Raw genomic sequence first — 12,636 nt, 5'->3', positions numbered from 1 at the left:
GCAAGCAGGGGCGGTTTTCAGGCCGCCCCTTTTATTTAAGCGTTTGTGCATTTGACTTTCGTCCAATTCGGCGTCTCATGATGGTGTCGGCCCGGGAGGCTGGCAGCTATGGAGGGACTAATCATATGGACATGAACACGCTTCTTCCGATCATCATTCAGATCATTACAGGCATTATCGGTGGTCAGGCGGTCGGCGCGGCGATCAAGACGGCGGCGATGGGTCAGCTTCCCAAAATCCTGGGCGGAGCCATCGGCGGCGTTGGCGGCGCGGCGATCCTCGGCAGCCTGCTCGGCGGTGGCGCGATCACTCCTGACGCAGCCGCGGCGGCCACCAGCGGCCTGGGCAGCGCGCTCAACCTGCAGAACATCGTCGGTGGCGCAGGCGGCGGCGCGATCCTGACCGGCATTCTCGGCGCGGTCATGGGCGCCATGAAAAAGTAAGCCTGCCAATCTCGGGCTGGCAGAATGGGCGGCTTCGGCCGCCCATTTCTTTTTGGACACGCACTGTTTGACCTTCCGGACGTGGACGGTCTTGGCCGATGCCTCTACATGATCGCTGACACAGCGAAAGGACGATCATGGGTCAACTCAATGCCGGTATCGTGCCGGTCACTCCGTTCCAGCAGAACTGCACCATCCTGTTCGACATGGACGACAAGCACGGCGTGGTGGTCGATCCCGGCGGCGACATCGACAAGGTGCTGGCGGTGTTGAAGGACAATGCGATCACCGCCGAAGCGATATGGATCACGCATGGCCATATCGACCATGCCGGCGGCGCGATGGAGTTGAAGGAGGCGCTCGGCATCGAGATCATCGGCCCGCATGAAGCCGACAAGATGCTGCTCGACAATCTGGAAAACCAGGGCAGGCGCTACGGCATCGACGGCGTGCGCAATTGCGTGCCCGACCGGTTCCTTGCAGAAGGGGAAACTGTGTCGTTTGGCGGCCATGTGTTCGAGGTGCTGCATTGCCCCGGCCACGCGCCCGGCCATGTCGTCTACTACAACCGCGCCGCCAAATTCGCCCATGTCGGCGACGTGCTGTTTCGCGGCTCGGTCGGCCGCACCGACCTGCCGGGCGGCGACCATGCGGCACTCATCGCCTCGATCAAGGACAAGCTGTTGCCGCTCGGCGACGACATCGGCTTCATTTGCGGCCATGGCCCCGGCGGGCGCTTCGGCGAGGAACGGCGGACCAATCCATTTTTGACCTGAATGATGAGGTCTGGACCGCCCTGGGTTCGAAAGCCCAACAAGCCGACAACAAAAAAAGCGCCGGCCTTGCGGTCAGCGCTTTTTGTCTGGGGCAGGGAAGCCTCAGTTGGCGGTGCAGAAATGCTGTTCGCCGTCGCTGCCGGTGAAGGTGCCGGTGCGGGAATTGAAGGTGCGGTAGCGATCCGAGCAATACTCGTACCAGCCGCGCGTCCAGGGTTCGGCGTAGCGGTCGGCATAGACCACCTGCGGTTCCACATAGTAGCGGCGGACCGGAGCCGGGCGCACGAGCACCTGACGATCATAGTAACCGTCATCGTAATAACGGTCGGAATCGGGCGGCGGCCGGTCATTGGCCAATGCGCCACCAATCAGCGCGCCGGCGGCAAGGCCGAGAACGCCGGCTGCCACAGCGTCGCCATTGCCATGGCCGTGATGGTGCCAACGGCGCCAGTCATCGGCATTGGCTGCCGAAAAGGTCCCCAGCGTGGTGGCGACCACGGCGGCGGACAGCACGGCTGTCTTGAAAATGCGGTTCATCTTGGTCTCCTTCGTACCGGGCCGTGCAGGTCTGCAGGGGATACGGTCCGGCTTTACCAGTGACTAATATGAGACCGTGGCTGAACGGGGGCTGAACGAAATTTTGACCACGCGCATTCTTTCACGGCATCAACAGCCGCACCCTCGGGGCGCGGACCTGACCTGCCGGAGCCGGCGTCGTCCGAAGCCGGCTCAGCCGACCGACAGGTTGACGGCCTTGGGTCCCTTGCCGCGCTTGTCCGGCTCGGTGTCGAATGTCACTTTCTGCCCATCCTCGAGACCGGGAAGACCCGACGCCTGCACGGCCGAAATATGCACGAAGACATCCTTCGCGCCATCATCCGGTGTGATGAAGCCGAAGCCCTTGGCATGGTTGAAGAATTTGACGGTGCCGGTCTGCGGCATGGGAAGCTCCTTTGATCCCATAAACTCCAGTCTCGGGCCGGCAAATGCCCGAGAGGAAATTTGTCCTTTATTTTAGCGTCATCGGCAAGAGAAAGTTTTGCGGGCACTTAAAGCCCGCCGCGCTTTAAGTGCTTGTTATGATGCGCGTCATTGGCTGGGACCCGGATGAACTTGCCGGTAACATGCGTTCATGCTGCACTGCTGACATGAAAAAGGCGCGGCGAAAACCGCCGCGCCTTTCAAAAATCTGTCTGCCTGCCCAGGTGCTGGTCAAGCTCCTCGTTCGCTTATCCGCCTGGGACGTGCGGTGCGCCGATCGCTCAGGCTGCGCGCAGGTTGACCGCTTTCGGGCCCTTGCCCATGCGGTCCGGCTCGACGTCGAAGGTGACCTTCTGGCCGTCGACAAGCGTGCGCAGGCCCGAGGCCTCGATCGCTGAAATGTGGACGAACACGTCCTTGGCGCCGCCGTCGGGCGTGATGAAACCGAAGCCTTTGGTTGCATTGAAGAATTTAACGGTGCCGGTCTGGGCCATTGGGGAAACTCCTTCACCCGTTCAGTCTTGGTGGTCCTGCCCGCCACCTGGCGTCGAGGGCAGTTCCTGGTGGTTGCTTTCGGCAGTCATGCATTGGCGCATGGTCAAACCCCCCGCCGAAAAACGGGGCCGTCAGAGATTCACAGTATCGGGGAAAGGTCGTCCAAAACGTTCCGCTCTCCGGGTCGCAAATGCCCGAACACAGAATTTATCGCACGGAAACGTGAAGGTTGCAAGATAGCGCCGCGGGCCGCCGCCATGGGCGCATCCCGACGCATAAATCGACCGATCAAAGCGTCGACCGGCCGCAGATAGGCTTCGTTGGCCGAGGGGTCATCGGCCCACAGCCCCGGTCATGCATGGGCCAGAAGCGATGATTGCCGGCGACGCGGCGGACCCGACCGATCCCGCTGTCATTTCCCGATAGAGGCCGCGGGCGGGGTTGCAATCGACAGTGGAATGGCGAGGATCATGCCATTGGCGACTGATCTAAATCTTGTTTTGAGCGATATCATTGTCAGCGAACCGCCAGGCAGTCTTGGGCGGTATGCACCGGGACGGGGATCGAGGGAGAGACGATCATGAGGTTACTTGCGGCAATCTTTTCACGGCAGGGTTTTAGCGTCCTGTTCCTGTCGGCAATTCTTGCCGCCTGTACGGTCGTCGTCGATGACGGACCGCGCCCGCGTCCGACGCGCCCCGAACCGCAATTCTGCACCAAGCAGTACGAGCCGGTCTGCGCCCGGCGCGGCGACGATCGCCAGACCTTCGCCAATGCCTGCCTTGCCGACAGGGCGGGTTACCGCATTGTGCGCGATAGCCCCTGCCGCGATGGTGGTGGTGGTGGCGGCCAGCAGGCCTTCTGCACCCGCGAATACGCGCCGGTGTGCGGCCGCCGGCATGGCGAGATGCGCACCTTCCCCAACGCCTGCGAGGCCCGCGCCTCGGACTATCGCATCGTCGGCGAAGGGCCGTGCTGAGAACTTACCTTCCCTCCTTGTCGAAGAAGCGGAAATTGCAGTTATTCTTCCACGCCGACATAAGCCTTCGTCCTGAGCAGGCCGGCCAGATGAGCGGCGTTTGAAGCCGCCATTTCGATGGCTTCGGCGACCTTGTCGGGAGTCTTCGGCAGGTCGACATAGTTGACGTCGCCCATGGCTTCACCGACCCAGTAGACGCCGCCATTGGCGGGGATGGTGAAGCCGACGTCGTTCAGCGCCTGGAAGCATTCCGCGTGGCAGTGATGCGCGCCGTCCTCGTTGCCGACGATCGCCACCAGCGCCACCTTGCCGGCGGCCGGCATGCGGCCCTTGTCGTCGGTTTCGTCGAGAAAGGCGTCCATGCGTTCCATGACGCGCTTGGCGATGCTTGACGGCTGGCCCAACCAGATCGGCAGACCGAGGATGAAGATATCGGCGGCGACAATCTTTTCTCGCAGGCCAGGCCAGTCGTCGCCCTTGCCCATGTCGGAGAGCACGCCGGGCTTGATGTCGTGATCGACAGCCCGCACGACCTGGCCCTTCACGCCATGCGGTTTGAGCGCTGCGAGCAGATCGGCGATGATCTTGTCCGTGGACGATTTTTCCTTGTCGCCGGAAGCTTTCAGCGAACAATTGATGGCAAAGGCGGCAAGGGGCATTGCGGAACTCCTGCATAGGGTTGTGCACGCTCAACGTCACAAGGCGCTTGCGGTTGCGCGGCGGGCGAGATCCAAACATGGCTGCCTAGGCAGGATACGCCCCATCGGCGGGTCCTGCATAAAAGCTCGCTGCCGTGCTCGTCGGAAATGCGCAGGCGGTCGGGGGTTTGCGGCATGGACAGGCTGTGGAACAGCGCGGTGGCGCATTGCAGCGCCGCACGCAGGGTCGGCGCCTCCAGCGACACCTTGTCGAGCGTCGCTTCCTCGGTGTCGCGCGACCGGTAGAATTCGATTACAAAGTTCAAGCAAGCCTCCGAGCGGAATATTGCGTGAGCATGTTGCGTCAGTCCATTGTCTGCTCACGGCAGCGGGTGTGCGCACTCAGCGCCGCTCGGGCTATCAACCCTTGGACTTCGGCTTCAAGCCGCTCTCCGCCTGCTTGACCGACGAGCCGAACGGGGAGGCAGGCTTGGCCACCACCTTGTCCTTCTTCGGCTTGCGCACCTCGCGATTGCTTCGCTGCTGACCCTTGGACATGACTGCTCCTGATGCGCGTTGGCTGGGCGTGTCGGCTGGCTTTCCGCTCAGGTGACCGGATTGTCGGCCAGTTCGAGATTGTCTTCCGTCGTGACCCGTTCGTGGGTCTCCTGCTCGCTGCGGATACGGTATTGCGGGGAACCGTCCTTGACCGGCAGCCTGCTCTTGATCTCGAACAGTTCCGCGGTCTTGCTGAGCAGGCCGGTCCGGCTTTTCATGCGCACGGTCTGGCCGATGGCGAAGAGATGCGAGGGCGTGTCGGTGCGCGGACGCGCATTCTGTTGGAAACGGATCATGCTGCATTCTCCCGGTCGCGCATCAGCGCGGTTTCGAGGTCCATGTAGTCGATGGCGACAAGCTGGCTGGTGGGCGGGTTGTTCATCGCCCTTGCCGGCAGATGGATGAAGGTGACGATGCGGCGCCAGGCAAGCCGCGACATGCCATCGATCAACTCTTCGTCGTGATCGATGTCGTAGTCGCCAGCCGGCAGTTGTCCTTCCAGGCCACCGAGCACGAACGGTGCGGTGAAATGGGCGATGAAGCGGGTGGTGCGGTCCGGCATTGTCCTGGCCTTGATATTTCCCCGCCTCGTGGCGTCACGTAAACAGCGGTCTGAGAGCAAAAAAGCGGGGACACGACGAATGTGCCGCGCGTCCAGTACCGGCAATTTGGAATGAGATTGGCGGGTCGAAAACCTCCGACGCCGCGAGATGCCAATTCTGGCCCAAACGATATCTCCCATATAGCTCAACTTTGCGCTCTCTTCAAGAAGAATTGTTGAATTACCCGCCTCGGATAGAAAAATAGGCCTCTATAAACTTTCGAACAATTCCGTTATGGTTCAAGATATTTCTAAAAGTTTCTTGGAAACATGCCGAGTTTTTCCTTGACGCCCGTACTTTTTATTTTTTCTGAAAAGGATAAAATCATGGTTTCAGTCAGAACCTCGAAAGGGAAGACGGTGGCGATCAATCCGATCGTCAAGCCAATCGCCACATACGCCAATGGCGCCGCTGGAAAGCCGATGGCCGTCCAGTCGGCGCGGCTGACCATCAGAAGCGACGAGGCGGCAAGGCGTACGATCTCCGACACCGACGGCACCGTCAGGCGGGCCAGGCAGGTTGCCGAGACCAACCGCCTGATCTGACCGCTTTCGCGGCGATGTAGGGCACAGAACCAAGCAAAGCCTTGAACGTGCCGCGCCGATGGCCTAGATCGCGGGCAGGCGCGAAAACACGGCAGGTGTCCCATCAACAGAGATCAGAGAAGAGCGGCGGGTGCGGGAGCTACGTCTGGCGCGGCCAAGTCTGGCGCCGGAGGACGGCCGCCGCTGGGCCTCGACCAGTATGTGCAGCAGGCGCTGCAACTGCATCAGGCCGGGCGCCGGCAGGAGGCCGAGGCGATCTACCGGCAGGTGCTGGCGCGTCAGCCCAAACACGCGGCCGCGGCGCATTTCCTCGGCTTGCTGCTGCACCAGACCGGGCGCAGCGAAGAAGGCATGGATTTCCTGGAGCAGTCGGTTCAGCTGCAGCCGACGAACCCCGACTTCCTCAACAATCTCGGCACGGTGATGCGCGATCTCGGCCGCGTCAGGGCGGCGATCGATTTCTTCCGCGGCGCGGTGGACCTGCGGCCGGAGCAGCTCGCGGCGCGCGACAATCTCGGTTCGTCGCTGAAGCAGATCGGCCGGTTCGAGGAGGCCGAGGACATCTATCGCGGCACAGTGCAGCGCAATCCATTCCACGTGCGCGCGCGCATCGGGCTTGCCGAAACCCTGCAGGAAGCCGGACGCCTCGACGAGGCACTGGCTGTCTTCCAGGAGGCCCTGACCATTCGCCCCAAGGATGCCGACCTGTTGCACGGGCTGGGCGTCGGGCTGATGGAGAAGGGCAAGCTCGGCGAGGCGACAGACCTGTTCCGGCAAGCGGTGGCGATCCAGCCCGGCATGGCCCGCGCATGGCTGATGCTGACGCAGGTCAAGCGCCAGAAGGAGCGCGATGCCGAATTGGCCGGCATGGAGGCGCAGCACGCCAAGGCGCCCCAGGACAGCCTGGCACGCATGCAGCTGTCGTTTGGCCTCGGCAAGGCCAATGACGATCTCAAGGATTACGGCAAGGCCTTCGACTACTTCGCCGAGGGCAATGCCATCCGCCGCAAGGGCATCGACTATGATCCGGTGAAGACGCGTGCCGAATTCGAGGCGATGAAGACCGTGTTCGATGCCGGCTTCTTCGAGAAGCACAGGCCGAGCCCGATCACCGACGATGCGCCGATCTTCATCGTCGGCATGCCGCGTTCGGGCACGACGCTGGTCGAACAGATCATCGCCAGCCACCCCCAGGTTTATGGCGCGGGCGAGCTCAGCATCCTGAAGACGGCGGTCGGCAGGCAGTTTCCGTCGGACATGCCGGGCGGCTTCCCCTGGGGCGTGGCCGACACCGACGATACCGATTTCGCCGAGGCGGGGCAGGCCTATCTCGACATGCTGCATGCCCGCTATCCGCATATGCGCCACGTCACCGACAAGATGCCGGGCAACTTCCTGCTCGTCGGCTTCATCCGCATGATGCTGCCGAAGGCCAGGATCATCCACTGCGCCCGCGATGCGGCGGCGACATGCCTGTCGATCTACAAGGTGCATTTCCGCGGCGACAGCCACCGCTATGGCTATGACCTCGGCGAACTCGCCGATTTCCACAATCTCTATACCGACATCATGGCGCATTGGCACAAGGTGCTGCCCGGCGTCGTGCACGATGTGCGCTACGAGGACTTCGTCGCCGACCAGGAAGGCCAGAGCCGGGCGCTGATCCACTATCTCGGCCTGCCATGGGACGATGCCGTGCTGTCGTTCCACGCGACCGATCGGCCGGTGCGCACGGCATCCGCCGCGCAGGTGCGCCAGCCGATGTACCAGGGCTCGGTCGATTTGTGGAAGCGCTACGGCGACCGGCTGAAGCCGCTGCTCGACAAGCTGGATTAGCGAGCGGGTCGCGGAGATGCCCATCAGCTTCGTCATCCTAGGGCGAAGCAGGAGCGAAGCTCCGTCGCGAAGACCCTAGGATCCATGCCGCGACCTCGATCGAAGAATGCCGCGGGGCAGAAGTCTTCGCCGTTTCCGATATTTTGACGTTACGGCATGGATCCTATGGTCTACGCCGCGTCGCTTCGCTCCTTGCTCCGCCATAGGATTGTTTGGGCGCATCCCCCTCGGCAAGGGCGCGCACGCTAAGCTTATTCAGTCGGTGCGTTCATTGCCCAGGCGACGCCGAAGGGATCCTTCACCTGGCCCCAGCGGTCGCCCCAGAACATCACCTGCAGCGGCGTGACGATCTCGCAGCCGGCGTCGACGGCGCGTTTCCACCAGGCGTCGATGTCATCCTTGCCGAGATGAAGCTGCAGCGTATAGCCCTGCGCCGCCTGGTGCGGATGGCCGTGTTCCGGATAGGCGTCGCCGAGCATCAGCGTCGAGCCGTTGATGTAGAGATGGATATGCATGGTGCGGCCTTTTTCATCCGCCGGATAGGCAAAGACTTCCTCGGCCCCGAAAGCCTTCTTGTAGAATTCGGCGGCCTTGATGGCGCCGTTGACCTGCAGATAGGGGGTCAATCCGCCAAGTACTTTGGCGCGGGGCGGGGTCTGGTCGGTCATTCTCGTGTTCCTCTTCACGTTTGGCCTGGCCTTGCGGATCATAGGACGGATGAGGTGACGCCAATCCTACAGGGCCCGAAAATTTTTCGCCGCGGCCGGATCATCGGGCACCGGCCGGCTTTTGAGGCCGGTGCATGCTGCGGCTGGCCATGGTCATATGACCTTGGCCGAGGACGTGGCCGCGCGACGGCTGTCGCGGGCATCGAAGATTTCCGGAAAGCCGATATCCTTGCGCAGTTCGGCCGGCAGCGACAAAAGGATGCGTTCGCTGCGGTGACGGGCGCGCGCCGCGGCATACCGGGTTGCGATGCGGCCGATGGATGACAGGACGGACATGATGACTTCTCCCTGGGTTGGCGCCGGCATCATCGTGTCGGCATCCCAAGGACGAGGCAGCAACGGGCGATCCGACAGATTGTCGAATTTTTTCTCTGTTACCGGCGCGGCGCCCTTACGTCAGGCAGCAGTCTCCAATCGTTCGATCGTTTCAAGGTCGGCTCTCTTGGCCTTCCCCTCGACGGCGAGGTCATAGCTTGCCTGCATGTTCATCCAAAACTGCGGCGTGGTCCCAAAAAACTTCGCAAGGCGCAGTGCGGTATCGGGCGTTACCGGTGTCGTCTCGCTGGCTAGGCGCTCGATGCGCGTGCGCGGCACATGCAGCTTTTTGGCCAGCGTGTAAGGCTTCAGACCAAGCGGTATGAGATACTCTTCGCGGAGAATTTCTCCGGGATGGATGGGCGGGTTGATATCAAGCATTTGGGACCTGCCTTCAATGGTAGTCGGTTATTTCAACATCTTCTGCTTGCCCATCCACCCAGCGAAAGCAGATGCGAAACTGATCGTTGATGCGGATCGAATGCTGACCGGCACGGTTGCCTTTCAACGGCTCAAGCCTGTTGCCGGGAGGCGTCTTGAGATCTGACAGTTCGGCGGCGTTGTCGATCATGTACAGCTTCCGTTGGGCCGGTCGGACAAGATCCGAAGGGAAGCCCTTTGGAGCCTTGCCGTTCGAAACGGCTTGGCTGGTCTTGTCCTTGAACGAGCGTATCATCCGTGGGGTTCCGACGGACGTACCATGACATGATACGTTTCAGGAATCAAGAGTACGTCTCATGAAATGATACCAAAGGTGCGCCCTGTCAGTGACAGGCCGAAACTTCATCGGCAATGCATCTTCGTCGCCGCTCAGCCGGTTCCTTCAGCCACTTCGCGGAAGAAACGCTCCGGGTCTTCGACCTCGGTCAGCTTCCGCTTCTCGACCAGCCAGAAGCGGTTGCCGACGGCACGGATGAAGGAGCGGTCGTGCGAGGCGAGCAGGCAGCTTGCCTGGTGCTTCAGCAACTCCTCCTCCAGCGCTTCCTGGCCGTCTATGTCGAGATGGTTGGTCGGCTCGTCGAGCAGGTAGAAGTTGGGATTGGCGAGCCTGAGCGCCAGCATCATCAGCCGCGCCTTCTGGCCGCCCGACAGCACACCGATCCTTTTCTCCTGCATCTCGATGACCACGCCGGCGCCGGCGAGCAGCGAGCGGGCGCGCTGTTCGCCGACATCGTAGCGGCGCGAGACCATGGCCAGCGGCGTGTCGTCGCCGCTGATGCCGGATAGCGCCTGGTCGCTGTAGCCGAGCACGGTCGACGGCGTCACCTTCACATTGCGCACCGCATCCTGTTCGAGGATGGCGCTGCGGATCAAGGTGACGAAGCGCGATTTGCCGACGCCGTTGCGGCCGAGCAGCACGATGCGGTCGCCCTGGCAGATGTGGCGCTTGCCGGTCCTGAACAGCAGCGTGCCGTCGGGCGTTTCCACCGCCGCGTCGTCGAGCGTGATCAGCACCTTCGCGTGCGTGCCGCGATTGGCGAGTTTGATCGCGCCCGCCGATTTTTCGCGATGCGCCGGATTGGCTGCCTCTTCGAGCTTTTCCGCGCGCTGGTTGAGCTGCTTGGTCTTGACCGTCAGCAGGTCGCTGCCCGAATTGATGCCGATATTGTTGAGCTTGGCCGCCTGCCGGCGCAATTGCTGCGCCACTTTCATGTCGCGCTGGACTTTTCGCTCGGTCGAGGCGTCGACCTCGTCCAGCGCTTCCCGGGCCCGTGAGTAGGGTAGCGAAAACACCGGCGACTGTTCCGGACGCAGGAACAGCGTGCGGTTGGTGGTGGCGTCGAGGAAGGCGCGGTCATGGCTGGCGATGATGACGGGCACGTCGCGCGGCAGCGCGTTGAGCCAGGTTTCCAACTGGCTGATGCGGGCGAGGTCGAGATGGTTGGTCGGCTCGTCGAGCAGCAGCACGTCGGGATCGGTGACCCAAACGCGGGCGATCAGCGCCAGCCGCTGCCAGCCGCCGCTCAGCGCCCGCATCTCCCGCTCGCGCATTGGCTCGGGCACGTCGAGCGAATCGAGGACCACGTCGACGCGACACATCTCGCTGTCGGTCTGCTCCGGTGGCAAGGCATCCGCCACCACCTGGTAAAAAGTACTGCCGAGCAGGGCAGGGGCAACGGACTGTTCGACATGGCCGACGCGCAGGCCGCGCGTGCGGGTGATGTCGCCCGTTGTCGGCTCCAGCTCGCCGGTCAGGCATTTCAACAAGGTCGACTTGCCGCGGCCGTTGGCGGCAACGATGCCGAGCCGGTCGCCAGTGCCGATGCTGAGGTCGAGATTGGAGAAGAGCGGCGCACTCATGGTGACGCCGAGGGATTTGAGGCTGATCAGGGCCATTTTCGATTTCTCTGGTCTGTCCGGAAAGTCCGGGTCAATGCACTTTGACGGTGCGCGTGCCGGCTATCAGGCCAGGCGTTGCACACCACGAAGGGCAGACCAAAAAATCGAAGCGGGAAAAAAACCCGGACCGTCCCTGGTCAGCCCTGCAAGCTAGCTCGCAGGGCAGAAATCGGGCCACGCTGACGATGGTGACGAAAAAACGTAAACACGTGAGCCCTCCTTTCGAGACGTTCGAGTGTGACGACTGGCTACACCAAAGGCGGGGCTGATGGCAAGGCCACCGCTTTCGCGCGGCGCGGGAAGGGGTCCAGCATCAGGATGCAGCCGCAGATGATCGCCACCGCGCCGAAGCCTTGGATGACGGTCAGCGACTCGCCGAGCAGGATCGTTCCGGTCAGCACGGCGATCGTGGTCACGGCGAATTCGACGCTGATCGTCCTGGTTGCACCGATTGAGGCCACCAGCCGGAAATAGACGACATAGGTCAATGCGCTCATGACGCAGGCCAGGATCGCCAGGTAAAGGAAGTCGACGGGGCGCGGAATGGCCGGCACCGGCACGACGAGCAGCAGCGGCAGCGTCATCAGCCCACCGAACAGGAAGGCGGCGCTGGTGAGTTCCAGCGAGCCGGCCGAGCGCAGATGGCGATTGGCGTAATTGCTGCCGAAGGCGGCCGAGAACGAACTGAACAGCGAGGCGGCGCAGCCGGTCGCAAAGGATGCGGTGACCGGAACGGCGGGGAAGCCGACCAGGACGACAATGCCGGCAGCGCCGAGCAGCAGCCCGCCCAGGCCACGAACAGTGATGCGCTCAAGCCCCCAGAGCTGGCCGATGATCATCGAGAACAGCGGGATCGCGGCAACCAGAATGGCCGCCATGGCCGTTCCGATGCGCGGCGTGGCATAAGACAGGCCGATCAGCTGAGCGGCGACGGTCGTCGCGCCGACCACCGCGAAATGCCGCCAGCCGGCGCTGAAATCCAGCCGTCGCCGCGTCGCGGCGGCAAGCAGAAAGAGCGTGCTGCCGGCAATCAGCGCGCGCAAGGTGACCGCGCCGACCCAGCCGAATGCGTGCACCACCTTGAGCAGGACCAGAAAGGACAGGCCCCACGTGACGGCCAGGAAGATGTAGGCGGCGATGTCTCTGGGTTTCATGGGGGTGGGCCGTGCGGGAGTTTGGTTTCCGAGCGGAGGAGCCAATGCAAAGGCCCGTATAGGTTCGTCCCATGACTGGCAAGGTGCCAAGAAGAGCTGATCTATGTTGGAGGGACAGCGCCCCCCTCCTGCCGGACATCTCCCCCACAAGGAGGGAGATTGGCAGCTTGTGCGCCTCGCTCATTCCGCGACGTTGGAGATTGGCGAAAGCAAAGATGATATCCGATCTCCTCGTGGGGGAGATGT

Annotated in this window: 19 protein-coding genes; 5 read left to right on the top strand and 14 right to left on the bottom strand. The window is 62.4% G+C overall.

Features of this window, described 5'->3' with window-relative positions; all coding sequences use genetic code 11:
• Positions 1 to 125 precede the first annotated feature (125 nt).
• Both EN804_RS05185 and EN804_RS05180 read left to right on the top strand, forming a co-directional pair.
• Positions 126 to 443 (top strand): hypothetical protein, encoded by a 318-nt coding sequence (locus EN804_RS05185; RefSeq protein ID WP_127278400.1) that lies wholly within the window; start codon positions 126 to 128, stop codon positions 441 to 443.
• 137 nt (positions 444 to 580) lie between these two features.
• Entirely contained in the window at positions 581 to 1,219 is a 639-nt protein-coding gene (locus EN804_RS05180) for an MBL fold metallo-hydrolase (protein WP_127278401.1), read from the top strand.
• Between the two features lie 102 nt (positions 1,220 to 1,321).
• Here the strand turns inward: EN804_RS05180 and EN804_RS05175 are convergent, their stop codons facing one another.
• The 3 genes from EN804_RS05175 to EN804_RS05165 form a co-directional block, all read right to left on the bottom strand.
• On the bottom strand, positions 1,322 to 1,756 hold the full coding sequence (locus EN804_RS05175; RefSeq protein WP_127869750.1) for a BA14K family protein: 435 nt from the start codon (positions 1,754 to 1,756) through the stop codon (positions 1,322 to 1,324).
• Positions 1,757 to 1,948: 192 nt separating this feature from the next.
• Complete coding sequence (locus tag EN804_RS05170) at positions 1,949 to 2,161, bottom strand: cold-shock protein (RefSeq protein ID WP_008877668.1); 213 nt, start codon at positions 2,159 to 2,161, stop codon at positions 1,949 to 1,951.
• A gap of 320 nt (positions 2,162 to 2,481) precedes the next feature.
• Complete coding sequence (locus EN804_RS05165; protein WP_006202520.1) at positions 2,482 to 2,694, bottom strand: cold-shock protein; 213 nt, start codon at positions 2,692 to 2,694, stop codon at positions 2,482 to 2,484.
• 581 nt (positions 2,695 to 3,275) lie between these two features.
• Between EN804_RS05165 and EN804_RS05160 the strand changes: the two genes are divergently transcribed.
• Positions 3,276 to 3,674, top strand: coding sequence for a Kazal-type serine protease inhibitor (locus EN804_RS05160; RefSeq protein ID WP_127869749.1), 399 nt, complete (start codon positions 3,276 to 3,278; stop codon positions 3,672 to 3,674).
• Between the two features lie 41 nt (positions 3,675 to 3,715).
• Here the strand turns inward: EN804_RS05160 and EN804_RS05155 are convergent, their stop codons facing one another.
• The 5 genes from EN804_RS05155 to EN804_RS05140 form a co-directional block, all read right to left on the bottom strand.
• Positions 3,716 to 4,333, bottom strand: coding sequence for an NAD(P)H-dependent oxidoreductase (locus tag EN804_RS05155; protein ID WP_127869748.1), 618 nt, complete (start codon positions 4,331 to 4,333; stop codon positions 3,716 to 3,718).
• A complete protein-coding gene (locus tag EN804_RS37895) occupies positions 4,297 to 4,638 on the bottom strand; it encodes a hypothetical protein (protein ID WP_245511697.1) in 342 nt (113 codons plus the stop codon). Before EN804_RS37895 ends, EN804_RS05155 begins: the two co-directional genes overlap by 37 nt.
• Before the next feature lie 94 nt (positions 4,639 to 4,732).
• Positions 4,733 to 4,870, bottom strand: a complete 138-nt coding sequence (locus EN804_RS37135) for a hypothetical protein (protein WP_167498789.1) — start codon at positions 4,868 to 4,870, stop codon at positions 4,733 to 4,735.
• Between the two features lie 47 nt (positions 4,871 to 4,917).
• Positions 4,918 to 5,166 (bottom strand): hypothetical protein, encoded by a 249-nt coding sequence (locus EN804_RS05145; RefSeq protein ID WP_127278406.1) that lies wholly within the window; start codon positions 5,164 to 5,166, stop codon positions 4,918 to 4,920.
• Positions 5,163 to 5,432: a hypothetical protein gene (locus EN804_RS05140; protein ID WP_135918804.1), complete on the bottom strand. Its 270-nt coding sequence runs from the start codon at positions 5,430 to 5,432 to the stop codon at positions 5,163 to 5,165. The genes EN804_RS05145 and EN804_RS05140 overlap by 4 nt, the downstream gene beginning before the upstream one ends.
• Positions 5,433 to 5,798: 366 nt before the next feature.
• Here EN804_RS05140 and EN804_RS05135 point away from each other — a divergent pair, with 366 nt between their 5' ends.
• On the top strand, positions 5,799 to 6,017 hold the full coding sequence (locus EN804_RS05135; RefSeq protein WP_127869747.1) for a hypothetical protein: 219 nt from the start codon (positions 5,799 to 5,801) through the stop codon (positions 6,015 to 6,017).
• A 201-nt stretch (positions 6,018 to 6,218) separates the two neighbouring features.
• Positions 6,219 to 7,853 (top strand): sulfotransferase, encoded by a 1,635-nt coding sequence (locus tag EN804_RS05130; RefSeq protein WP_135918803.1) that lies wholly within the window; start codon positions 6,219 to 6,221, stop codon positions 7,851 to 7,853.
• 251 nt (positions 7,854 to 8,104) lie between these two features.
• Here the strand turns inward: EN804_RS05130 and EN804_RS05125 are convergent, their stop codons facing one another.
• From EN804_RS05125 to EN804_RS05100, 6 genes are all read right to left on the bottom strand, one after another.
• Positions 8,105 to 8,521: a glyoxalase/bleomycin resistance/extradiol dioxygenase family protein gene (locus tag EN804_RS05125; RefSeq protein ID WP_127278410.1), complete on the bottom strand. Its 417-nt coding sequence runs from the start codon at positions 8,519 to 8,521 to the stop codon at positions 8,105 to 8,107.
• A gap of 153 nt (positions 8,522 to 8,674) precedes the next feature.
• Complete coding sequence (locus tag EN804_RS05120) at positions 8,675 to 8,857, bottom strand: hypothetical protein (RefSeq protein ID WP_023770253.1); 183 nt, start codon at positions 8,855 to 8,857, stop codon at positions 8,675 to 8,677.
• Between the two features lie 120 nt (positions 8,858 to 8,977).
• Positions 8,978 to 9,277, bottom strand: coding sequence for a HigA family addiction module antitoxin (locus EN804_RS05115; RefSeq protein WP_127278412.1), 300 nt, complete (start codon positions 9,275 to 9,277; stop codon positions 8,978 to 8,980).
• A 13-nt stretch (positions 9,278 to 9,290) separates the two neighbouring features.
• The gene (locus EN804_RS05110; RefSeq protein WP_135856120.1) at positions 9,291 to 9,572 is read right to left on the bottom strand and encodes a type II toxin-antitoxin system RelE/ParE family toxin; all 282 of its coding nucleotides are present in this window, start codon (positions 9,570 to 9,572) and stop codon (positions 9,291 to 9,293) included.
• A 134-nt stretch (positions 9,573 to 9,706) separates the two neighbouring features.
• Complete coding sequence (locus EN804_RS05105) at positions 9,707 to 11,233, bottom strand: ABC-F family ATP-binding cassette domain-containing protein (protein ID WP_135918802.1); 1,527 nt, start codon at positions 11,231 to 11,233, stop codon at positions 9,707 to 9,709.
• 251 nt (positions 11,234 to 11,484) lie between these two features.
• Positions 11,485 to 12,390, bottom strand: coding sequence for a DMT family transporter (locus EN804_RS05100; RefSeq protein ID WP_135918801.1), 906 nt, complete (start codon positions 12,388 to 12,390; stop codon positions 11,485 to 11,487).
• Positions 12,391 to 12,636: the final 246 nt, after the last annotated feature.

It is taken from the genome of Mesorhizobium sp. M8A.F.Ca.ET.161.01.1.1, assembly GCF_004792105.1.
GTDB lineage: Bacteria > Pseudomonadota > Alphaproteobacteria > Rhizobiales > Rhizobiaceae > Mesorhizobium.
The sequence above is the reverse complement of the archived record's forward strand: the minus strand, read 5'-3'. Positions and strand labels throughout refer to the sequence as shown.